Annotated in this window: 17 protein-coding genes; 4 read left to right on the top strand and 13 right to left on the bottom strand. The window is 64.4% G+C overall.

Translation table 11 applies throughout. From position 1 onward, the window contains the following. Positions 1 to 199: 199 nt before the first annotated feature. Positions 200 to 835 (top strand): hypothetical protein, encoded by a 636-nt coding sequence (locus ACTHNZ_RS21735; protein WP_440544652.1) that lies wholly within the window; start codon positions 200 to 202, stop codon positions 833 to 835. Positions 836 to 961: 126 nt separating this feature from the next. On the opposite strand, the gene ntrC is transcribed toward ACTHNZ_RS21735, so the two are convergent. The 3 genes from ntrC to glnA all read right to left on the bottom strand — a co-directional run bounded on the left by ntrC (position 962) and on the right by glnA (position 5,171). Then, positions 962 to 2,482 carry a nitrogen regulation protein NR(I) gene (gene ntrC, locus ACTHNZ_RS21730; RefSeq protein WP_440544651.1) on the bottom strand — a complete coding sequence of 507 codons (1,521 nt, stop codon included), beginning with the start codon at positions 2,480 to 2,482 and terminating at the stop codon, positions 962 to 964. A gap of 13 nt (positions 2,483 to 2,495) precedes the next feature. Then, positions 2,496 to 3,638: a nitrogen regulation protein NR(II) gene (gene glnL, locus ACTHNZ_RS21725; RefSeq protein WP_440544650.1), complete on the bottom strand. Its 1,143-nt coding sequence runs from the start codon at positions 3,636 to 3,638 to the stop codon at positions 2,496 to 2,498. A gap of 117 nt (positions 3,639 to 3,755) precedes the next feature. Beyond that, positions 3,756 to 5,171: a type I glutamate--ammonia ligase gene (gene glnA, locus ACTHNZ_RS21720; RefSeq protein ID WP_440544649.1), complete on the bottom strand. Its 1,416-nt coding sequence runs from the start codon at positions 5,169 to 5,171 to the stop codon at positions 3,756 to 3,758. A 417-nt stretch (positions 5,172 to 5,588) separates the two neighbouring features. Here glnA and ACTHNZ_RS21715 point away from each other — a divergent pair, with 417 nt between their 5' ends. Continuing rightward, a complete protein-coding gene (locus ACTHNZ_RS21715) occupies positions 5,589 to 6,056 on the top strand; it encodes a rhodanese-like domain-containing protein (RefSeq protein ID WP_440544648.1) in 468 nt (155 codons plus the stop codon). An 81-nt stretch (positions 6,057 to 6,137) separates the two neighbouring features. Here ACTHNZ_RS21715 and ACTHNZ_RS21710 read toward each other — a convergent pair whose 3' ends face one another. The 5 genes from ACTHNZ_RS21710 to hrpA form a co-directional block, all read right to left on the bottom strand. Then, complete coding sequence (locus tag ACTHNZ_RS21710; protein WP_440544647.1) at positions 6,138 to 6,959, bottom strand: competence/damage-inducible protein A; 822 nt, start codon at positions 6,957 to 6,959, stop codon at positions 6,138 to 6,140. A gap of 9 nt (positions 6,960 to 6,968) precedes the next feature. Then, positions 6,969 to 7,781, bottom strand: a complete 813-nt coding sequence (locus ACTHNZ_RS21705; protein ID WP_440544646.1) for an EI24 domain-containing protein — start codon at positions 7,779 to 7,781, stop codon at positions 6,969 to 6,971. A gap of 12 nt (positions 7,782 to 7,793) precedes the next feature. Further along, entirely contained in the window at positions 7,794 to 8,789 is a 996-nt protein-coding gene (locus ACTHNZ_RS21700) for a sterol desaturase family protein (protein WP_440544645.1), read from the bottom strand. Positions 8,790 to 8,804: 15 nt separating this feature from the next. After that, the gene (locus ACTHNZ_RS21695; protein ID WP_440544644.1) at positions 8,805 to 9,836 is read right to left on the bottom strand and encodes a YVTN family beta-propeller repeat protein; all 1,032 of its coding nucleotides are present in this window, start codon (positions 9,834 to 9,836) and stop codon (positions 8,805 to 8,807) included. 135 nt (positions 9,837 to 9,971) lie between these two features. Continuing rightward, the gene (hrpA, locus tag ACTHNZ_RS21690) at positions 9,972 to 14,030 is read right to left on the bottom strand and encodes an ATP-dependent RNA helicase HrpA (RefSeq protein ID WP_440544643.1); all 4,059 of its coding nucleotides are present in this window, start codon (positions 14,028 to 14,030) and stop codon (positions 9,972 to 9,974) included. 22 nt (positions 14,031 to 14,052) lie between these two features. On the opposite strand from hrpA, the gene argA reads away from it, so the two are divergent. Together argA and ACTHNZ_RS21680 are read left to right on the top strand one after the other, a co-directional pair. Further along, positions 14,053 to 15,435: an amino-acid N-acetyltransferase gene (argA, locus tag ACTHNZ_RS21685; RefSeq protein ID WP_440544642.1), complete on the top strand. Its 1,383-nt coding sequence runs from the start codon at positions 14,053 to 14,055 to the stop codon at positions 15,433 to 15,435. Positions 15,436 to 15,535: 100 nt separating this feature from the next. Further along, on the top strand, positions 15,536 to 15,811 hold the full coding sequence (locus ACTHNZ_RS21680; protein ID WP_440544641.1) for an oxidative damage protection protein: 276 nt from the start codon (positions 15,536 to 15,538) through the stop codon (positions 15,809 to 15,811). Between the two features lie 143 nt (positions 15,812 to 15,954). Here ACTHNZ_RS21680 and ACTHNZ_RS21675 read toward each other — a convergent pair whose 3' ends face one another. The 5 genes from ACTHNZ_RS21675 to ACTHNZ_RS21655 all read right to left on the bottom strand — a co-directional run bounded on the left by ACTHNZ_RS21675 (position 15,955) and on the right by ACTHNZ_RS21655 (position 20,431). Beyond that, positions 15,955 to 16,155 (bottom strand): hypothetical protein, encoded by a 201-nt coding sequence (locus tag ACTHNZ_RS21675; protein ID WP_440544640.1) that lies wholly within the window; start codon positions 16,153 to 16,155, stop codon positions 15,955 to 15,957. 174 nt (positions 16,156 to 16,329) lie between these two features. Continuing rightward, on the bottom strand, positions 16,330 to 16,950 hold the full coding sequence (locus ACTHNZ_RS21670) for a glutathione S-transferase family protein (RefSeq protein ID WP_440544639.1): 621 nt from the start codon (positions 16,948 to 16,950) through the stop codon (positions 16,330 to 16,332). Positions 16,951 to 17,162: 212 nt separating this feature from the next. Then, a complete protein-coding gene (locus ACTHNZ_RS21665; RefSeq protein ID WP_440544638.1) occupies positions 17,163 to 17,483 on the bottom strand; it encodes a DUF3579 domain-containing protein in 321 nt (106 codons plus the stop codon). Beyond that, positions 17,480 to 19,105, bottom strand: a complete 1,626-nt coding sequence (locus ACTHNZ_RS21660; protein WP_440544637.1) for a methyl-accepting chemotaxis protein — start codon at positions 19,103 to 19,105, stop codon at positions 17,480 to 17,482. Before ACTHNZ_RS21660 ends, ACTHNZ_RS21665 begins: the two co-directional genes overlap by 4 nt. 195 nt (positions 19,106 to 19,300) lie before the next feature. Further along, the gene (locus ACTHNZ_RS21655) at positions 19,301 to 20,431 is read right to left on the bottom strand and encodes a porin (protein ID WP_440544636.1); all 1,131 of its coding nucleotides are present in this window, start codon (positions 20,429 to 20,431) and stop codon (positions 19,301 to 19,303) included. Positions 20,432 to 20,609: the final 178 nt, after the last annotated feature.

Here is a 20,609-nt window from a genome sequence, read left to right as displayed (position 1 = left end):
CGCGCGCTCGACGACAGCCCGCTACCTTCCCCAGCGGTACGCGAAGAGTAAATCCATCCTAAAAATGAGCCACGGACGGCCGCTATCCGCTTTCCATCTGCACTATCGCTTTGTCCACCTTGGACATTGCATCTGCCATTTCAACAGATGGCTTCAGCTTATCGAACACCCCATCCATTCGCTCATAGAGGAAACTGACATGCACCCGAAAGCGACTATTTCAGCCGTCTTCCTAGCATTTGGCTTCGCAACATCGGCCCATGCCACCTCCTCCATCGATTTCGTCGACAGGAAGGACTCCGTCCCGACCTATTCCGCCGTGCGCTGCGTCGCCGTTCATTCCGACGGGCACGCCTATCGCGCCGCCTCACAGCCGGACGGCAACGTCTCGGCCGTGCTCCTCGCCGATCTTCTCGTGGGAGACCCAGGCAAATACGCAGTCGAGTGCACGGCCTCGCTCGATCGCAGCCACGAGCGCTATACCGCAAAATTCGAAGCGGTCAAATTAAGGAAAAGCGAAACAGGAAATGAAGCACCCGAATATGATGAAAATAATTTTGGCTACGGCGTCAAGGTCCCGCTATCTCAAACCCGCAATCGCTGTTACGACAAGGACTCTCGCCAGATGAACCAAGCATGCCTCGACGATTACTATGGAAACGGGCGCTACTTTCTCGAAGCGTATTCCCCCGCCCCGGATGTGACGTTCAATGAGAACAGGGAATACAACTCCAACGTCGGCGTCTTCCTCAAGAACAATCCACGGCACCCGGAAGAAAATACCCGGCCCGTAAAGGCCCAGAAAGCAGCGAGCATCGTATCGCCGTTCCGATAAGCCCTCGCAAACCTTCGCAAACCTTCGCAAAAACGCTCGCAACCACGGCACGCGGGGCCGATCTCCGATCACCGGCAACGAGGCCGCCGCGAGAAACCCTCTCGCGCGGCGGCTTCCACCTCAAGGTCAAGGCTCCAAGTTCAACTCTTGGATCTTGCGCGTGATCGTATTGCGGCCGATGCCGAGCCGCTCCGCGGCTTCCACCTTGCGGCCGCGCGTGAAGTCCAACGCCTCGCGAATGACGGCTGCCTCGAAGCGCCGCGCAAGTTCGTCCATGACGTCGGCGGTGTTCTCGCGCAGCATGCGCGCCACTTCCGCACGGAGCCCGCTCTCCCACACGCTGACGGGCGAACTCGTCGCGACGCCGGCGAGCGCGGCCGGTGCGAACGCGCTGCCGTTGCGCTCGACGTCAGGTAGCGCCGCGGCGCTGGCCGAGGCCTGCACGGCCGCGGCAGGACCGGCAACGATGTCCGCGCTGCCCTCCGGCGTGCCGCCCGGCACGAGATCGGGAGGCAGGTCTTTGATTTCGATCGTCTGCGCCGGCGCCATCACGGTAAGCCAATTCGCCAAATTTTCGAGTTGACGCACGTTGCCCGGGAACGGCAGCGTCGCCAGATAGGCGAGCGCCGCATCCGACACGCGCTTGGGCTCCACGCCGAGGTCGCGTGCGCTCTTCTGCAGGAAATGACGCGTGAGCAGCGGAATGTCCTCGCGCCGTTCGCGCAGCGGCGGCAGACGCAAGCGGATGACATTGAGGCGGTGATACAAGTCCTCGCGGAACAAGCCCTGACGCACGCGCGATTCGAGATTCTGGTGTGTCGCGGCAATCACGCGCACGTTCGCGCGCAGCGGACTGTGGCCGCCGACGCGATAAAACTGTCCGTCCGACAACACGCGCAGCAGCCGCGTTTGCAGATCGAACGGCATGTCGCCGATTTCGTCGAGAAACAGCGTGCCGTTCTCGGCCTGCTCGAAGCGGCCTTGCCGCATCGCCTGCGCACCGGTGAACGCACCGCGCTCATGGCCGAACAGTTCGGATTCCAAAAGATCCTTCGGTATCGCGGCGGTATTCAAAGCGATGAACGGCCCGTTCGCACGCGGGCTGTGCCGGTGCAGGGCGCGCGCGACGAGTTCCTTGCCGGTGCCCGACTCGCCTGTGATCAAGACGGTCGCGGCGGAATGCGAGAGCCGGCCGATCGCGCGAAACATGTCCTGCATCGCCGGCGCCTGCCCGAGCATTTCCGGTGCATCGGCCAGGGCGATCTCGCCTGCCTGCGCACCGCGCAGGCTCTCGTCGACGGCGCGGCGTATCAGCTCGACGGCCTTGTCGATGTCGAACGGCTTGGCGAGGTATTCGAACGCGCCGCCCTGAAACGCGGCCACCGCGCTGTCGAGATCGGAATAGGCCGTCATGATGATGACGGGCAATTCGGGCATCCGCTCGCGTATCGCCTGCAGCAACTCGAGGCCCGAGGGGCCGGGCATGCGGATGTCGGAGACGAGCACTTGCGGGCTCTCGCGCTCGAGCGCGGCGAGCGCCTCGCGCACGTTGGCGAAGCTGCGTGTCGGGAAATTCTCGCGGGCCAGCGCTTTCTCGAGCACCCAGCGAATCGATTGGTCGTCGTCTACTATCCAGATCGGCTTCATGGAGTGGGTCTTATCAATTGACGAGCGGCAACAAAATCTGAAATTCGGTGTGTCCAGGGCGGCTCTCGACTTCGATCAAACCATCGTGCTGCTGCACGAATGTCTGCGCGAGCGTCAAGCCGAGCCCACTGCCGTCCTCGCGGCCGGACACGAGCGGATAAAAAATGCGATCGCGGATGTCCTCGGGAATCCCCGGCCCGTTGTCGATCACCCGCAAGTCCAATGCCAATCGGAACAGGCGTTTGGAGATCGTCACCTTGCGCGCGATCCGCGTGCGGAGCGCAATGCGCGCATCGCCCTGCCCGATCCGCTCGCGCAGCGCCTGCGCCGCATTACGCACGATATTGAGCAGCGCTTGAATGAGCTGCTCTTTGTCGCCGCGCAGGTCGGGCACGCTCACGTCGTAGTCGCGCTCGATCGTGAGACCGCGCGGAAACTCGGCGAGAATCACGGCGCGCACGCGTTCGCACACTTCGTGAACGTTGACGTCGCCGACGACGTGCGGATGCCGATGCGGTTCGAGCAAGCGGTCGACGAGCGTTTGCAAGCGGTCGGATTCCTTGACGATCACCTGCGTGTATTCGCGCAACTCCTGACGCTCGCGCCCGCCGAGCTCCAGTTCGAGCAATTGCGCAGCGCCGCGGATCCCGCCGAGCGGGTTCTTGATCTCGTGCGCAAGGTTACGGATGAGCTGCTTGTTGGCGATGGACAAATCGTGAATGCGCTCTTCGCGATCGGTGCGCAGATGGCGCTCGTTCTCGAACAATTCGAGCAGCACGTAATCGGGCGCGCTTTCGAGAAAGCCGATCACGACGTGCGCGTGCAACGGTTCGCGCCCCGGCCGCTCGAGCACCGCATCGAGGTGCGTCGCATGAAAACGATGCTCGGCGATCGCGGCAATCGTCGCAACGAGTTCGTCGCCGTTCGCGAACAGCTCGGGCCACGACATCTGCATCAATTGCCGGCGCGATAAATCGAGCATCGATTCGGCCGACGGATTGGCAAACGCGACGCGCAGCGCGCGCTTTTCCAGCACGAGCGTGACGGTCGGCAGCGCTTCGAGCCCCGGCAGCAGTCCCGATTGCGCAAGCACCGCATCGTCGGAAAGCGGCTCGGCACGGCCTTGTTTCGCTTTCATCAAGTTCTTGAGCACCATCGTCGACTCAGAAGCGCCAGCGCGCTACGAACAAAAAAGGGACGGCTCCGCCGTCCCTTCGAGACTGAGCTCGGACATGCGCTTCGCCGACGAAAACGACGAAGCGCATCGCATCGCTTACAGCGAGTAGTACATCTCGAACTCGATCGGATGCGTCGTCATGCGGAAGCGTTGCAGTTCGCCTTCCTTGAGTTCGAGGTAGGCGTCGAGCATCGAATCCGTGAACACGCCGCCGCGCGTGAGGAACTCGCGGTCCTTGTCGAGCGCTTCGAGCGCTTGCTCGAGGCCGGCGCAGACGGTCGGGATCTTCGCGTCTTCTTCGGGCGGCAGGTCGTACAGATTCTTGTCCGCGGCTTCGCCCGGATGAATCTTGTTCTGCACGCCGTCGAGACCGGCCATCATCAGCGCCGAGAAGCACAGGTACGGGTTCGCCATCGGGTCCGGGAAGCGCGTTTCGATACGGCGGCCCTTCGGATTGCTCACGTGCGGAATGCGGATCGAAGCCGAGCGGTTGCGAGCCGAGTAGGCCAGCTTGACCGGCGCCTCGAAGTGCGGCACGAGACGCTTGTACGAGTTCGTCGTCGGGTTCGTGATCGCGTTCAGCGCACGTGCGTGCTTGATGATCCCGCCGATGTAGAACAGCGCGAATTCCGACAGGCCGGCGTAGCCGTTGCCCGCGAACAGGTTTTGGCCGTCCTTCCAGATCGACTGGTGCACGTGCATGCCCGAGCCGTTGTCGCCGACGACGGGCTTCGGCATGAACGTCGCCGTCTTGCCGTACGTGTGCGCGACGTTATGGACGATGTACTTCAGTTGCTGCGTCCAGTCGGCGCGCTGCACGAGCGTCGAGAACTTCGTGCCGATTTCGTTTTGGCCTTGGCCCGCCACTTCATGGTGGTGCACTTCGACCGGAATGCCGATCTGCTCGAGCAGCAGGCACATCTCCGAGCGCATGTCTTGGAACGTATCGACCGGAGCGACCGGGAAGTAGCCGCCCTTCGTGCCCGGACGGTGACCCGTGTTGCCGCCTTCGAATTCCTTGCCCGACGACCACGGGGCTTCTTCCGAGCCGATCTTGACGAAGCAGCCCGACATGTCCGTATTCCACTGGACCGAGTCGAAAATGAAGAATTCGGGTTCCGGGCCGAAGAAGGCGGTGTCGCCAAGGCCCGTGCTCTTCAGGTACGCTTCGGCGCGCTTCGCGAGCGAGCGCGGATCGCGTTCATAGCCCTTGCCGTCTGCCGGCTCGACGACGTCGCACGTCAGCACGAGCGTCGGCTCTTCATAGAACGGATCGATGAAAGCCGTGTTCGGGTCCGGCACGAGCAACATGTCCGAAGCCTCGATGCCCTTCCAGCCGGCGATGGAGGAACCGTCGAACGCATGGCCGCTTTCGAACTTGTCGTCGTCGAACGCAGACAGCGGCACCGAGACGTGCTGCTCCTTGCCGCGCGTATCGGTGAAGCGAAAGTCGACAAACTTGACGTCCTCGTCCTTCACGAGCTGCATGACGTCGGCCACGGATTTACTCATATCCTCTTCTCCATTTAATAGGTTCGGCGGTTCTTCGCTTCTTTCTAGCTTCGGCTCATCGCGCCTGCCGACGCCAAAGCCGAGGTTGCAAGCGATCGCCGCCGGTAAAAGCAGCTTCCATGCCAAGCGACGCATCCGCCGCTGCAAACGGCCGGCCGGCGCGCGCAGCCCTGCGGTGCGCCGCGAGCGAGCGTGCACCGCTTCGCGCAGTGCGCCCCGTCAAGGAAGGGCGAACGCACAAATATGGTGCCTGATAGCCCGATGTTTGTGCGCGCATCCCATTGTGGTGCATGGCGCCGCAAATTGCACTTCTTTAGCGCGGTCGAACAGCGGGACCGCTAGCAAAGACCCGGGCGCAGCGCGCATGGACAGCCGGGCTAGAATGTCCCTTTAGGGATTACAGGAGACCCACGCGCCATGAGTTCGCTCGAACAAATCCTCGCACGGGCCGGCACGCGCCGCGCCGAACACCAACTGCCCTATGCGGGTGCCGTGTCGCCGGACGAAGCCTTCGAGCTCTTGCAGCTCGAGCCGAGCGCGCGCCTCGTCGACGTGCGCACGCGCGCGGAACTGGACTGGGTGGGCCGGCCGCTCGTCGGCGACGGACAGTACGTGCACATTGAATGGACACGCTATCCCGGCGGCGTGCCCAATGCCGAATTCATCGATCAGTTGAAAGAGGCCCTGCCGTCGGCCGACACGCCGGTCCTGTTCCTGTGCCGCAGCGCGGCGCGCTCGAAACTGGCCGCGGCGGCAGCCGCGCAAGCGGGCTTCGGCCGCGCCTACGATCTGCTCGAAGGATTCGAGGGCGACAAGGACGGCAACGGCCACCGCAAGACCGTCACGGGCTGGTGCTTCCGCGGATTGCCGTGGATGGGGGCGTAAGGCCCGCTCACGTTCATGGGAGGCGAGGCGGGCCGTACCGGCTCGCTTGTCGACATCGAACCCGCGCCGGCAGTAATGAAATCAAGCTTCCGGCTCGACGATATCGCCGCCGAGCAGATGCACGCCCTCTCTGAGCTTGACGAACGCGGCAGCGACCGCTTCCGGCTCCCCTTTGACGCCGAGATCGATGTGCCGCCGCGCGAAGACGCCGCCGCGCTCGGCATCCCCGACGCTCGGCAGGCTGAACACGCGCACGCCCGGAAAATCGGCTTCGATCCTCTCCATGAGCGGCGTCAGCGTCGATTCCATGAGTTCGAACACGTAGAGCGAGCGCTCGGCATGCGCAACCGCGTGGTGCAAATGCGCGTAGCGGGTGTCGAGCACCCATTCGATCATCGGCCAGGCCATGACCGGGAAGCCCGGCACGAAATGATGATCGCCCACCGAAAACCCGGGAATCTTGTTGTAGCCGTTCGGGATGATCGCAGAGCCGCGCGGGAACACGCCCATGTTCAGGCGATGGCGGTTCTCGGGCGAATCGAAATCGAGCGGCTGCGACGCGCCGGCCGCACCCGAGGCCGCCTGCATGTCCCGGATGCGCGTCCGAATCAAGTCGGCCGCCTCCGGATGCAGCTCTAGCGGCACGCCGAGGGCCCGGGCCGCGCACTGGCGCGTGTGATCGTCGGGCGTGGCGCCGATCCCGCCCGTCGAGAAGACGATGTCGCCGGAGGCGAACGTCCGCGCGAGCGTCGCCTCGATGCGCGCGGGATCGTCGCCGACGTATTCGGCCCAGCCGAGCGCGAGACCGCGCGCGCTCAGCAATTCGATGACCTTCGGCAAATGCTTGTCGACGCGCCGGCCTGAAAGGATTTCATCGCCGATGATGATCACGCCAAATGCCATAGACCGCCCTCAAGTGGATGGAAGCGCCTCGTCGGCGCGCAGGCGCTGCAACGCGTCCAGGCAATAGTGGCCGAACCACAGCGCCGAAAACACGAGGATAAACGCATAGATCCAAATCGTCGCGGCGGTGATCACCGGGAACAGTACGATGAGCCAGACGGACCAGGCCCAAATCAACGTGGGCACCGTCCCCATCAGCCCCGTTGCGATGCCGATCGCGAACAACGGCCCGCGATGGCGCCGAATCAGCGCCCGCCGCTCGGCGCGGCTCGCGTGCAGCGCGAGCGCGTCATAAGTCATGACGCGGTATGTCAGCCAGCCCCACAACAGCGGCGGAATCACGGCGAACAGCGGCGGAAACAGCCACAGCGGCAGCGTCACGACGAACAGCACGATGCACACGACCGTGGTGACGAGCGCATGGGCCAGCGATCCGTACCACGATCCGCCGCGGCGCTGCTCGAGATCGGCGAAACGCCGCAAGGACAGATGACGCATCACGAGCGGCATCGAGATCGTGGCGATGAGGAGCAACACCGTCGTGACGATGAGCGGAATCGACAGCGCGATGACGATGAACGGCGCGAGCGCCGCATGCAGCGCGGACAGGCCCACCCAGTCGAAGGCGTGGTCGAGCGTCGCACCGAGCCAAGAGAGCGCGAGCCAGCCGCGCGCAAGCCCCACGAGCGGCTGCCACATGAACCAGAAAAAGGCACCCCAGCCCACGGCGGCAACGAGGAACGGCATGAACGTGAGCCAGAGCATGCGCGGGTGCCAAATGCTGGCCGCGGCTTTGCCCAGCGCACGCAAAAAGTCGCTCATGCGCGCGCCCCTTCAAGCGGCGGACGCCCCGCCCTCGCCCGCGCGCCGCAGGCGGAGCCGCCGCGCGATCCGCACGAACGCGAGCCAATGCTGCGCGACGAACCCTTCTCCATACGTTTCGCCCTCGAATTGCTGGCGGATGCCGGTCGGTTCGACCGTGCGATTCCACGATGCCGTTCGAAACAGCATATCCCACCAGGGGAACAGCACACCGAAATTGCACCCGTAGGCCGTTCCCTCGTGGCCATAGCCCACCGCATGATGCCGGCGATGGAACGAGGGGCTGACGATGAGCCGCTCGAGCAGCGGGCCGAACGGCAGGCGAGCGTTCGCATGCTGCACGCTCTGAGCAAAATTGGTGACGGCCGTGAGCACGACGAACTGCGCCGGCGCGACGCCGATCGCAATCGCGATCGCCGCGAAAAAGCCGGCTTGCAAGACGTCGTCGAGCAGGTGATTGCGATCGTCGCTCCAGAGCGAAAGCTGCCGCTGGCTGTGGTGGACGGCGTGAAGCTCCCACCAGAGCCCGAACCGATGCTGCCAGCGATGAAACCAGTAGCCGGCAAAATCGAGCACGATCAGATAGATCGCGAACGCAACGAGCGGTTGCGACGTGACGCCCGGCCACAGCGTGTCGAGATTGATGTTCGCGATCCCGTGATAGCGCAGCCAAACCTGCGTCTTGTCGAAGATCGGCTGGAACAAGACGAAGAAGAACAGGTTGAACAGCCCGAGCTTCGAGAGCCACGTATAGAACACGTCGACGCGCACGCCCTTGCGGCTCGTCCAGCGCTCGACGGGCCGCCACGCTTCGAGCGGCCGCAGGAGCACGTACATCGTCACGATCGTGAGCAAGCCGACGATGACGGGATACAACGCGTCGTAGGTATCTTCGTCGTAGTCCATCCAACCGAACTTGAACAGCAGCGGCTGGACGAGGTCGATATAGAGCCACGTCTGCAGTGACGAAACGAACCCGTCGAGCGGCGAGGCAATCGAATGGAGCATCCGGCAACGCCCCCGTCAAGCGCCGTTCGGCGCCGTCACCGGCGCACGGTCGTAGAAGAAGATGCCGTGCGGCGAGCGGCCGACGGCAATCGTCTTGACGAGCTTGTGCGTTTTCATGTCGATGATCCCGACGTGCTTGGCGAAGCGGAACGTCACCCACAGATAGCGCCGATCGGGCGTGAGCTCCATGTCGTCGGGGCCGGGCATCAAGCCCGTGATGTCGCCGACGTTCGTGAGCGTGTTTTCGTCGATGATGCTGATCGTGCTGGCCACGCGGTTGCTCACGGCAACGTGCACGCCGTCGTCGAGCGAGCGGAAGTTGTGCGCGCCCTTGCCCGTTTGAATCCGCTTGACGATCGACTGCTTGCGCCAATCGATGACGGCGACGTCGTCCTCGCCCGTCATGCCGACGAGCAGGTATTTGTCGCCGGGCGTGAGCCACAGGCCCGCGGGCGTATTGCCGACGTTCATCTTCCACTTCACCGTCTGCGTCGGCAGATCGACGGCCGCCACTTGCCCCGAGATCTGCAGCGTGACGAACACGGTCTTGCCGTCTTTCGTGAAGGCCATGTGGCTCGGCATCGCGGCGAGCGGCAACCGCTTCACGAGCGTCGGCGTGTCGGTCTTCACATCGTACGAGTAGATGTCGAGATGATCGAGGCGCAGCCCGGTCGTCACGAACCACTTGCCGTCGGGCGAGAACCCGAGCTGATAGGGATCTTCGATGTTTTCGATCCGCTTTTGCAGAGCGCCCGTCTTCGGATCGACGAACATCAAATCGTTCGATACCGAATTGGCCACGATCAGCGAGCGGCCCTGGGGCGTGAGCATCAAATGGTGCGGCTCCTTGCCCGTCGGAATCTTCTGACCGACGATCTGGTCGGTCGCCTGATCGATCAGCGACAGCGTCGCTTCGCCGGAATTGAGGACGATGACGTCGTCCGCGTGTGCCGCGGGGGATGCCGCCGCGACCGCCACGCAGGCGGCCGCAAGCGCGCCGGCGAGCCGTTTGGCATGCGTCGCGCAAGAAAGAAAGGAAATCGACATGGGTACTCTTCTAGAAAACCGCCGCCATCATAAAACGTTTGCGCCACGGCGCGGTTGACCTGAATCCAAAAAACCGGCGACGTGTCGCGAAGAGAAGACGCACGACGTTGTGGGGCGGGATCGCCCCACCCCGGCTCATCGCTGCATCGACTCCCACACTTTGTGCAGCCGCTTGACGGAGACCGGCATCGGCGTGCGCAGTTCCTGCGCGAACAGCGACACGCGCAATTCCTCGAGCAGCCAGCGAAATTCCGCGAGCCGGGCATCGGCCACCCCGCCGCGCGCCGACTGCGCGCGCTGGTATTGCACGAGGAGCGGCTGCATGTCGGCGAACGCGCGCGCGTCGCGCGCCGGATCGGCCTTGAGCTTGTCGATCCGGTGCCCGATCGCTTTCAGATAGCGCGGAAAATGCGAAAGCTGCGCGTAGGGCGTGTCGACGACGAACCGCTTGCCGATCAGCGCCTGCAGTTGCTGCTGCATGTCGGCATGGGCGGCCGCGAACGGCTTGGCCTGCGCGAGCTTTTTCGTCACGGCCGCGTATTCGCCGAGGATGTGCCCGACGAGGCGCGCGATTTCCTGCGCGAGCAGCGACAACCGGCCCTTGCCCTCGTCGCGGCGCGCGTGGAAGCTCGCGTCGTCGTCGGGCAGCGGCGCTTGCAGGCAGGCCCGATCGAGCGCCGTTTCGATCAGTTGATCGCGCAGCATCTCCTGCGTGCCGAGCGGCATGAACTGCATCGCCATCTCGCGCAAGCCGGGCAGGTTCTTTTCCAGGTACTTGATGGGCTCGCGCAACTGCAATGCGAACAGGCGCCGCAGCCCGGCCCGGTGGATCTGCGCCGCTTGTTCCGGCGAATCGAACACTTCGACGTCGCAGTGCGTCGTCCGGTCGACGAGCGCCGGATAGCCGAACAGCGTCTGTCCGCCACGGCGAATCTCGAGCAGCTCGGGCAGCTTGCCGAAATTCCACGTCGTCAGATTGTCATAGAGCGCGGTCGCCGTGGCTGCCACGGCGGTACCGGCGCCCGGAGCCGCATTCGCCGAAGCGCCGGCATCGGGCCGGCGCGCATCGGCCGCCCGGGCACCGCCCGGCGGCGATGTGCCGTCCGGCGCACCGCGTGCAGGTCCGCCCACCGCGAGCGCCGCGCCCGCGGCCAGCCTCTGGAAGTGCCGCTGCGCGTCCGCGCCGAGCTCCGAGCGCAGCTGCGCGAGATTCCGGCCCATCGCCAGTTGCCGGCCGTGCTCGTCGACGATCTTGAAATTCATGAACAGATGCGCGGGCAGCGTCTCGAGCTTGAAGTCGGTCGACTTGAGCGCGATTTGCGTCTGCTCGCGCACGTCGGCGATCAGCGCCTCGACGAGTCCGCCGGCGCCGAATCGCGCCTCGTGACGTGCGGCAAACCCCGCCGCGTACTCGGGCAGCGGCACGCAATGCCGGCGCAGCTTCTGCGGCAACGACTTGAGCAGCAGGTGCACCTTCTCCTTCAGCATGCCAGGCACGAGCCATTCCACGCGGCGCGGATCGACCTGATTGAGCGCGTACAGCGGCACCGTGAGCGTGACGCCGTCGCGCGGCGAGCCCGGTTCGAAATGGTACCCGAGCCCCATCTCGCTGCCTGCCATCGTCATGCGCTTCGGGAATAGGTCCGTCGTCACGCCGGCCGCCTCGTGACGCATGAGGTCGTCGCGCGACAGATAAAGCAGGCGCAGCTTATCTTCGGACTGCCCGCTCTTGTTCACCTCGTCGCGATACCACCGCTCGAACGCGGCACCGGTATGGATGCCCCCCGGCAACGCCTGATCGTAGAACGCGAAGATCAGTTCGTCGTCGACGAGCACGTCCTGCCTGCGCGACTTGTGCTCGAGCTGTTCGATATCGTGCAGCAGCTTTCGGTTGTGCGCGAAGAATGCTAGCTTCGTGTCGAATTCGCCTTCGACGAGCGCCCCGCGGATGAACAATTCCCGCGCCCGCGCGGGGTCCTGGCGCCCGAACGCGATGCGGCGACGGTGATAGATGGGCAAGCCGTAGAGCGTTGCCCGCTCGAATGCCGTCACTTGCGCCGCCCGTTTTTCCCAATGCGGCTCGGACAACTGCTTTTTCAGCAGATGGCCCGCTACTTTTTCGATCCACTCGGGCTCGATCTTGGCGAGGCAGCGCGCATAGAGCCGGCTCGTCTCGACGAGCTCGCCGGCCACGACCCACCGCCCGGCCTTCTTCACGAGCGTCGAGCCCGGCCAGAGGAAGAACTTGATGCCGCGCGCGCCCAAATAGTGCGGCTCGTCGTCGGCCTTCAGGCCGATGTTGCCGAGCAAGCCCGTCAGCAGCGCCAAATGGATCTGCTCGAACGTCGCCTCGCTCTCGTTCAAGCGCCAGCCGTGCTCGCGCACGACCGTCAGCAGTTGTGAATGCACGTCGCGCCACTCGCGCAGCCGCAAGTGCGACAAGAATTGCGCACGGCATGCGTCGACGAGCTGCCGGTTGGACTTTTTGTGCGCGACGGCCTCGCCGAACCACTTCCAGATACCGAGCCACTGCAAGAACTCCGAGCGTTCGTCGGCAAAGCGCCGGTGCGCCGCATCGGCTTGCTCCTGTGCATCGGCCGGCCGCTCGCGCGGATCTTGCACCGAAAGCGCACTCGCGATGATCAGCACCTCGGCAAGCGCGTGCTGATCGCGTGCGGCCAGGATCATGCGCCCCACGCGCGGATCGAGCGGCAAGCGCGCGAGCTCCTGGCCGAGCGGCGTCAGCGCGTTGTCTTCGTCTACGGCACCGAGCTCGGCCAGCAATTGATAACCGTCCGCGATGGCACGGCCCGGCGGCGGCTCGATGAACGGGAACGACTCGATCTCCGCTAGACGCAGCGATTTCATCCGCAAGATGACGGCCGCCAGCGACGAGCGCAGGATCTCGGGATCGGTAAAGCGCACGCGCCCCTGGAAGTCGGCTTCTTCGAACAGGCGAACGCAGATGCCGTCGGCCACCCGGCCGCAGCGCCCTGCCCGCTGATTCGCGGCCGCCTGCGAGATCGGCTCGACCTGCAACTGCTCCACCTTGTTGCGGTAGGAGTACCGCTTCACGCGCGCGAGGCCCGTATCGACGACGTAACGGATGCCCGGCACGGTCAGCGAGGTCTCGGCGACGTTGGTGGCGAGCACGAGCCGCCGCGCATTCGATGGCTTGAACACGCGCGATTGCTCCTCGGCCGACAGCCGCGCGAACAGCGGCAAGATCTCCGTATGCGGCGGATGATGCTTGCGCAGCGCTTCCGCGGCTTCGCGGATTTCGCGCTCGCCGGGCAAGAAGACGAGGACGTCGCCCGGACCTTCGCGGCACAGTTCGTCGACGGCATCGACGATCGCCTCCATGAGGTCGCGATCGGCGTCGCGGCTCGTGCGTGCGCGTTCGGCCCGCTCCGGGCCGTGCCGCTCGCGCCCCGTCGTGCCCTGCGCCGACTTGATCGCCGCGCTGGCCTCCTCGACGGGCCGATAGCGAATCTCGACCGGATAGAGCCGCCCGCTGACCTCGATCACCGGCGCCGGCCGCTCCTCGGTGCCGAAGTGGCGAGCGAAACGGTCGGCATCGATCGTCGCCGACGTGACGATGAGCTTCAGATCGGGCCGCTTGGGCAGAATCTGCTTCAGATAGCCGAGCAGAAAATCGATGTTCAGGCTGCGTTCGTGCGCCTCGTCGATGATGAGCGTGTCGTAGGCGCGCAAAAGCGGATCGGTTTGCGTCTCGGCCAGCAAGATGCCGTCCGTCATCAGCTTGACCGATGCGCCCGGTGCGAGGTTGTCGGTGAACCGCACTTTGTAGCCGACGACTTCGCCGAACGGCGTGCCGAGCTCCTCGGCGATACGGCGCCCCGTCGCCGATGCCGCGATCCGGCGAGGCTGCGTATGGCCGATGAGGCCCGTGCCGCCCGCGCCGCGGCCGCGGCCGAGCGACAGGCAGATTTTCGGCAGTTGGGTCGTCTTGCCCGAGCCCGTCTCGCCCGAGACGATCACGACCTGATTGTCGCGGATCGTGCGCGCGATCTCCTCGCGCCGCCCCGAGACGGGCAGCGCGGCCGGAAAATCGATCGGTGGAACGGGATTGGGCGGGACGGCGGGACCGCGCGAATGCTCGGCGCGCTTCGCGCTCGGCGCGCGCGGTGCTCGGACCTCATTCGCGGCCGGACTTTTGGATACGTTCGACATGGGGGCGCATTATAATCCCGGGATGAATTCGCAAACCGACCTCGCCCCCCCGCCGGAAAGCGCTCCGGCCCGTTCACCGGCGCCCGAGCCCGCCGCCGTTTCGCCCGCCCAGTTCGTCGACTGGATGCGATCGGTCGCACCGTATATCCACGCGTTCCGCAACAAGACGTTCGTCGTCGGCTTCGGAGGCGAAGTCGTCCATGAGGGGCTGCTCAGCGCGCTCGTCTCGGACATCGCGCTGCTGCAGGCCATGGGCATTCAGATCGTGCTCGTGCACGGATCGCGCCCTCAGGTCGAAGAGCAGATGAACTTGCACGGCGTGCAGTCCGAGTTCTCGCACGGCATGCGCATCACCGATGCGCGTGCGCTCGAATCGGCCAAGGAAGCGGCCGGCGAAGTGCGGCTCGACATCGAAGCGGCGATCAGCCAGGGCTTGCCGAACACGCCGATGGCCCATGCGCACATCAGCGTCGTCTCGGGCAACTTCGTCACCGCGAGGCCCGTCGGCATTCTCGACGGCGTCGATTTCCAGCATACCGGCATCGTGCGCAAGGTCGACGCCGAATCGATCAAGCATTCGCTCGCGAGCCGCAAGCTCGTGTTGCTCTCGCCGCTCGGCTTCTCGCCGACGGGCGAGGCGTTCAACTTGTCGATGGAAGACGTCGCCTCGGCCGCCGCGATCGCGCTGCGGGCCGACAAGATCATTTTCCTGACCGAAACGCCGGGCCTCGTCAACGAGGCGGGCGAGCTCACGCAGGAACTCTCGCTCGACGACGCCTACAAGCTGCTCGACAGCGGCGAGGTCAAGGGCGACTCGGCGTTCTATCTGAAGCATGCGGTGCGCGCGTGCCGCGGCGGCGTGCCGCGCGCGCACATCATTCCCTATTCGCTCGACGGCAGCCTGCTGCTCGAATTGTTTCTGCACGACGGCGTCGGCACGATGGTCTCGTACGAGAACCTCGAAAGCCTGCGCGAAGCCACACCCGACGACGTCGGCGGCATTCTCACGCTGATCGAGCCGCTCGAGTCGGACGGCACGCTCGTCAAGCGCGGCCGCCATCAGATCGAGCGCGACATCGATCACTTCTCGGTGATCGAGCACGACGGCGTGCTGTTCGGCTGCGCGGCGCTCTACCCGTACCCGCAGGAGCGTATCGGCGAAATGGCGTGCCTCACGGTCGCGCCCGACGCGCAAGGCGCCGGCGACGGCGAGCGGCTGCTCAAGCGCATCGAGCAGCGCGCTCGCGCGCGCGGGCTCACGCGAATCTTCGTGCTGACGACGCGCACGGAGCACTGGTTCTTGAAGCGCGGCTTCGTCAAGGTCACCGTCGACGATCTGCCCGAAGACCGGCGCCGACTCTATAACTGGCAGCGTAAATCGCTCGTTCTGATGAAGCAGCTCTGAGCTGCGAACGACCACGCTGCGCAACGGGCCCCTCAACGGCCCCCCCATTCGGCCTCATAGGCATGGCTGCCTGGCCCACCGACCATAGGAGAAACTAACAATGGCCCGCACGGTTCAATGCGTCAAACTCGGCAAGGAAGCCGAAGGACTCGATTTTCCGCCGCTGCCCGGCGATCTGGGCAAGCGCATTTACGAAGGCGTATCGAAGGAAGCGTGGCAAGCTTGGCTCAAGCAACAGACGATGCTCATCAACGAAAATCGTCTGAACATGGCCGATCCGCGCGCGCGCCAGTATCTGATGAAACAAACGGAAAAATTCTTTTTCGGCGAAGGTGCCGATCAAGCGGCCGGATACGTGCCGCCCACGCAGGGCTGAACGTTCGGCCGGCTGGCGCCGAGCCCGAGGAGGCTCGGCCCGAAAGCGCCTCTGAAACGCTGAAACGCCTCCTCCGTATCTCCGTCAACGAAACGTCGCCGTTACCAGGATTGGCTAGACGTCAACTGGGCACTAGAGGGCATTCAGGCGGCCGCCGCGACATGCCTTGCGTGATGACCGAGCAGCCCGCGCGAACGGTGCAATGCCGCACGCGCGCCGCGCGTCGCCATGACGGCGCCCACCTGCCCGAGATTGAAATCGAGCGACACCATCAATTCCATGAGCTCGACCATCGGCAAGACGACGGTCGGGCTATACAGCCGTTGTTCGATGAGCTTCTTCATGGCGACTCTCCTGGGGTCTACCAGCGGGGCAGCCTATGCCCTGTCTGCAACCTTGATCGCCATTGTAGGGACGCGCGCGAAGCCGATAAATGCACTAAATCGAAAGTCAGAAGTCATGAGAAGCGAACAATCGCGGCTCACGCCCCCCGCCGCGCCTAAACACCGAAGCAGCCGTCATTCGAGCGGCGCCCCGACGAACGCAGGGAGCGCCTCGGCGCGCGCGGACAGCGCGGCCAGCGCCGGATAACGGGCGGGCTCGATCGCGCCCGGCAGGATGTGCTGCGTGAAGCGCCAAGCCACGGCCACGGTGATGTCGGCCTGCGTGAGCCGTCCACCGCACAGCCAAGCGCCCGCCCCCGCCGTCGCCACGTCGCGCTCCAGCGTGCCGTAGGCGGCCGCCAGTTGCGTCTGCAGGCGCTCGAGCCACGGCGCATGCTGCTTATCTTGCGGGCGCAGGTTCCGCTCATAGACGATCTGCACGGTCTTCTCGCAGGCGGCCAGCGCGAAACCGATCAAATGCAGTGCATGCCGGCGCACCGTCGGATCTTGCGGCATCAGTCGCTCTTCCGGCGCGGCGCGCTGATCGAGGTAGTCGAGAATGAGCGTGGAATCGATCAGTTGCGTGCCGTCGTCGTCGATGAACGTCGGCGCCTTGACCGTCGGGTTGATCTCGCGAAATTGATCGAAATGACGAAACACGGACAGGGACCGGTGCTCGAACGGGATCTCGAGCACGGCCATCGAAACGGCGACGCGACGTACGAATGGGGAATCCATCATGCCGATCAATTGCATCGAGGCCTCTCTTCTGGGTGGGAATTGACGAATCAAACGGGAACGGCGTAGCAAACGGCAGTTTGCCGCGCCGCGAGAGACGCCCGCAAGCCGGTGATCGGCAATTGGCAGAAATTGGCAGAAAAAAGCGCAAGCGTGGGCAATCGGCTCGGGACGGCGGATCGGAGTGTCAGCCATGCCCGCTCGCCGGTCATTCGCCGGTCATTCGCCGTTCACTCGTCGGCGCACACCTGCAGTTCGTTGTCCCTCGCAAATCGCATGACGAAGTCGAACGCCTCGGGGCAGGTCTCGGCTAGGGCCGCCGACACCCTCAAGCACCTGTGCCCGCCGTCGACGAACGGCACGGCCAGCCAAGCCGAAGCCACGCTGCACCCGGGCTTGCGCTCCTTGACGAACAGCGTGATGACGCCGGCGAGCCGCTCGGCCCAGTCGCCCGGGCGGAACGGCTTGCCGCCGTGTGTCGTGCCGATGATCCGAAAGCCGGTACCGCGGGAGAGTGCGGGGTGATCCGGTTGATGATCGAGGGTCGTCATGCGGGGTTGAACGAGTGAGTCTGCGGCCCGCCGTGCGGTATCGCCGCACGCACCGGAGCCGTCGCGCCGTCCCCGCGCAAGCGAAAGGCAGCCACCGCTTCGTCGAGCATCCGAGCCTGCTCCTCGAGCGAAGCCGCAGCGCCTGCCGCCTCTTCGACGAGCGCGGCGTTTTGCTGCGTCGCGCGGTCCATGTGCGATACGGTCCGGCTGATTTCGTCGATGCCGGACGATTGGCGCTCCGAGGCCGCGCTGATCTCGGAGACGATCTGCGTCACTTCGCGCGCGGCTTGAACCACCTGCGCCATCGTGGCGCGGGCGCGCTCGGCAAGCTCGGTTCCGCCTTGCACCTTCGCCACGGACGCCGTCATCAAGGCGCGGATCTCCTTGGCCGCGGCAGCCGAGCGCTGTGCCAGCGCACGCACTTCGCCGGCCACGACGGCGAATCCGCGCCCTTCTTCTCCCGCACGCGCGGCTTCGACCGCTGCATTGAGCGCGAGGATATTGGTTTGGAACGCAATGCCCTCGATCGCTCCGATGATGTCCACGATGTGCTCGGAATCGGCGGACATATCCGCGATCGCGTCGACGATCTCGCCCACGACCTCGCCGCCGCGATGGGCCGTCGCCGATGCCGTCTCGGCGACGGCGTTCGCTTCACGCGCATGGCGGGCGTTTTCCGAGACGGTCGCCGTCAATGCTTCGAGGCTGGCGGCCGCTTGCTCGAGCGCCGCTGCCTGGCGTTCCGTTCGCTCCGACAAGTCGGCATTGCCGCTCGCGACGTCATGCACGCCATGGCGGATTTCGGCGGTGCCGTCGCGCACGCGCGTGACGGCGGCGGCCAAGCTCAGCTGCATGCGCGCGAGCCCTGCCATCAGCCGGGCCATCTCGCCGCCGTGCGACGCCTCGATCGTCGACGTCAGATCGCCCTTGGCGATGCGCTCGAAATGATCGATGGCCGCACCGATCGGTTTGATCACGGCTGCACGCAAGAATGTGCGTGCGAGCACGGCGAATACCACCGACGCCAAGCCGACGACCGTAAACAACCCGAGCAGGTTGCGAAAACGTTCGTGCAAGGCCGTGAAGTGCCGGCTTTGCGCCTGCACCTGAAAATTCATCAGTTGCCGAGCCGCGAGCTTGTAGTCCGCGAAAACGGTCTCGGGCGCCTGCCGCTCGACCATTCGAAACGACGCGAAGTCGTCCTGATCGAGCGCCGAGACCTCCGGCCCCACCACCTGCTTGATCAGCTTCTCCCGCGCCGCGCGCAATGCGTCGGCGAGCGAGGCCTCCGCGGCGTCGGAGACGGGCAGCGCGTTGAACGTCGCGAGCGCGCGCTCGCTCTCGGCCAGCGCCGCATGGACGCGCTCGAGCGTGGGACCGGTCGGCTTGCCCTGCGCGACGAGCGTTTCGTAGGCGCCGAGATCGACGCGCGCCTGCAGCAAGGCGTCGGTGCTCTCAGAGAGCGAAGTCAATGCGGCAGTCTCGCCGTGATACATCCTCTCGAACGCGACGTTGGCCGATTGAAGTACCGCTATCGACGCGGCAATGACCAAAATGAGCGCCCCGGTGTAACCAAGGACCGTCGCGGTCAATGCAGCACGAATATTTGTCGTCTTTGCCATGCTGTCTTCCCAGCGTTGCATGAGACCGGAGTGACGTGCTCGAGCACCAATGCGGCTGGATGCTCGGCACGGGATCGGAGTCGAGCGATAGAGCGCTCACTTCGATCGACGAAAAAAAAGCGGCAAGCGAATCGCTCGCTGCCGCCTTTGAATTGCCGGCCGAAGCCGGCAACGTCTTGGAGGAGGTCAGGAGAATCAGAAGCGAGTGCGGATGCCCGAGGTCAACTCGAGCTGGGTGTTTCGGCGGAACGTCGTACCGACCGTGTAGCCACCATGCAGTTTCATGTAGTCGCCGGCCAAGTACAGTTCCGTGCGCTTCGAGAGGTGATAGAACGTCGAGGCGTAGAGCGTTTCCTTGAAGCCGTTGTGGACGCCTTGCGTGGGATCGAACGCGGCAGCGGTATTGGCGTTGAGAATATTGCCGTCCGTGTTGTAGGCCGCGTTGTGCACGCGCATTTGCTGATAGCCGACTTCGTAGTCGAGCGCGCCCTTCGGCGCGAGCTTGAACGACACCGTCCAAGCATTGTCTTGACGTTGGCCGAGCGAGCCTTGATTGCCCAAGTAGCGGAAGTAGCCGGCGTTCACGCGCGCGATACCGAACGTGTAGTTGCCGCCGATCGACCACGCTTGATTGGTGTTGCCCGAGTTGTTGACGTGGTTGTAGAAGCTGGCCACGTTGAACGGACCGCCGTTGTAGCCGACTGCAGCTTGGTACGTGCTACCGTTGGCGAATGCCGTCGAGTTGCTGAAAGCGTAGCCCGCGCTCAAATACAAGCCGTTTCTGAACAACTTCTTCCACGCGAGACCGTTGTTGTAACGGGTACCGGTTGCACCGGCCGCGTAGAAAATCATCTGCTTGAAGTTGTTGGAGTTCGTCCAGCCGCCTTCTTCGTAACGCAGCTTGGCGCTGCCGTACGGGTCGCCGTAGATCGCGGCGGCGTCGCGAGCGATCGTATTCTGGAAGCCTGCCGTGAACTTACCGATGGTGTCGTTCTCGAGGCCGACCCATGCATCGCGGTCGAAAATCTGGCCCGAGTCTTCCATCTGGCCGTTCGCAACGACATATTCGCTCTCGAGCCGGAAGATCAGCTTGTTGCCGCCACCCAGATCTTCCTTGCCCTGCACGCCCCAGCGGCTGCCGCTGAACCACGGCTCGCCGGCGTTGCCCATGCCGAGCACGTGATCGCCGTTCGCATTGGCATGCGTGATATAGGTCGGGACGCTCAAGTCCATCAAACCATAGAGCTGAACGCTCGATTGCGCGTGCGCGCCCGTTGCCACCAAAGCGCCAGCCGTCAGCGCCAATGTACGATACGTCTTTTTCAAGATCGTCTCCTCTTTACTGCGTTGAAATTGTGTTCTTGCGCAAGCACGCCGTGCATCGATCAGGTGCTTCGCTTGGCATCGCCGCAATGGAGACAATCGTATGCGCCGCTATCCTTCACGCTCCTTTCGTGTATGTTTAGTACAACTAAGTACTTTCACTTAAAGTTCGTCGATCGAA

This window comes from Trinickia sp. (assembly GCF_051953955.1).
Taxonomy (GTDB): domain Bacteria; phylum Pseudomonadota; class Gammaproteobacteria; order Burkholderiales; family Burkholderiaceae; genus Trinickia.
This window is presented reverse-complemented; position numbering and strand designations above follow the sequence as displayed.

Excerpts from the sequence above, each read along its gene's own strand:
- ACTHNZ_RS21700 (WP_440544645.1), bottom strand. The coding sequence starts at position 8,789 with ATGCTCCATTCGATTGCCTCGCCGCTCGACGGGTTCGTTTCGTCACTG.
- ACTHNZ_RS21710 (WP_440544647.1), bottom strand. The coding sequence starts at position 6,959 with ATGGCATTTGGCGTGATCATCATCGGCGATGAAATCCTTTCAGGCCGG.
- ACTHNZ_RS21705 (WP_440544646.1), bottom strand. The coding sequence starts at position 7,781 with ATGAGCGACTTTTTGCGTGCGCTGGGCAAAGCCGCGGCCAGCATTTGG.
- ACTHNZ_RS21735 (WP_440544652.1), top strand. The coding sequence starts at position 200 with ATGCACCCGAAAGCGACTATTTCAGCCGTCTTCCTAGCATTTGGCTTC.
- ACTHNZ_RS21715 (WP_440544648.1), top strand. The coding sequence starts at position 5,589 with ATGAGTTCGCTCGAACAAATCCTCGCACGGGCCGGCACGCGCCGCGCC.
- ACTHNZ_RS21665 (WP_440544638.1), bottom strand. The coding sequence starts at position 17,483 with ATGACGACCCTCGATCATCAACCGGATCACCCCGCACTCTCCCGCGGT.
- glnL (WP_440544650.1), bottom strand. The coding sequence starts at position 3,638 with ATGGTGCTCAAGAACTTGATGAAAGCGAAACAAGGCCGTGCCGAGCCG.
- ACTHNZ_RS21695 (WP_440544644.1), bottom strand. The coding sequence starts at position 9,836 with ATGTCGATTTCCTTTCTTTCTTGCGCGACGCATGCCAAACGGCTCGCC.
- hrpA (WP_440544643.1), bottom strand. The coding sequence starts at position 14,030 with ATGTCGAACGTATCCAAAAGTCCGGCCGCGAATGAGGTCCGAGCACCG.
- ACTHNZ_RS21680 (WP_440544641.1), top strand. The coding sequence starts at position 15,536 with ATGGCCCGCACGGTTCAATGCGTCAAACTCGGCAAGGAAGCCGAAGGA.
- argA (WP_440544642.1), top strand. The coding sequence starts at position 14,053 with ATGAATTCGCAAACCGACCTCGCCCCCCCGCCGGAAAGCGCTCCGGCC.
- ntrC (WP_440544651.1), bottom strand. The coding sequence starts at position 2,482 with ATGAAGCCGATCTGGATAGTAGACGACGACCAATCGATTCGCTGGGTG.
- ACTHNZ_RS21660 (WP_440544637.1), bottom strand. The coding sequence starts at position 19,105 with ATGGCAAAGACGACAAATATTCGTGCTGCATTGACCGCGACGGTCCTT.
- glnA (WP_440544649.1), bottom strand. The coding sequence starts at position 5,171 with ATGAGTAAATCCGTGGCCGACGTCATGCAGCTCGTGAAGGACGAGGAC.
- ACTHNZ_RS21670 (WP_440544639.1), bottom strand. The coding sequence starts at position 16,950 with ATGCAATTGATCGGCATGATGGATTCCCCATTCGTACGTCGCGTCGCC.
- ACTHNZ_RS21675 (WP_440544640.1), bottom strand. The coding sequence starts at position 16,155 with ATGAAGAAGCTCATCGAACAACGGCTGTATAGCCCGACCGTCGTCTTG.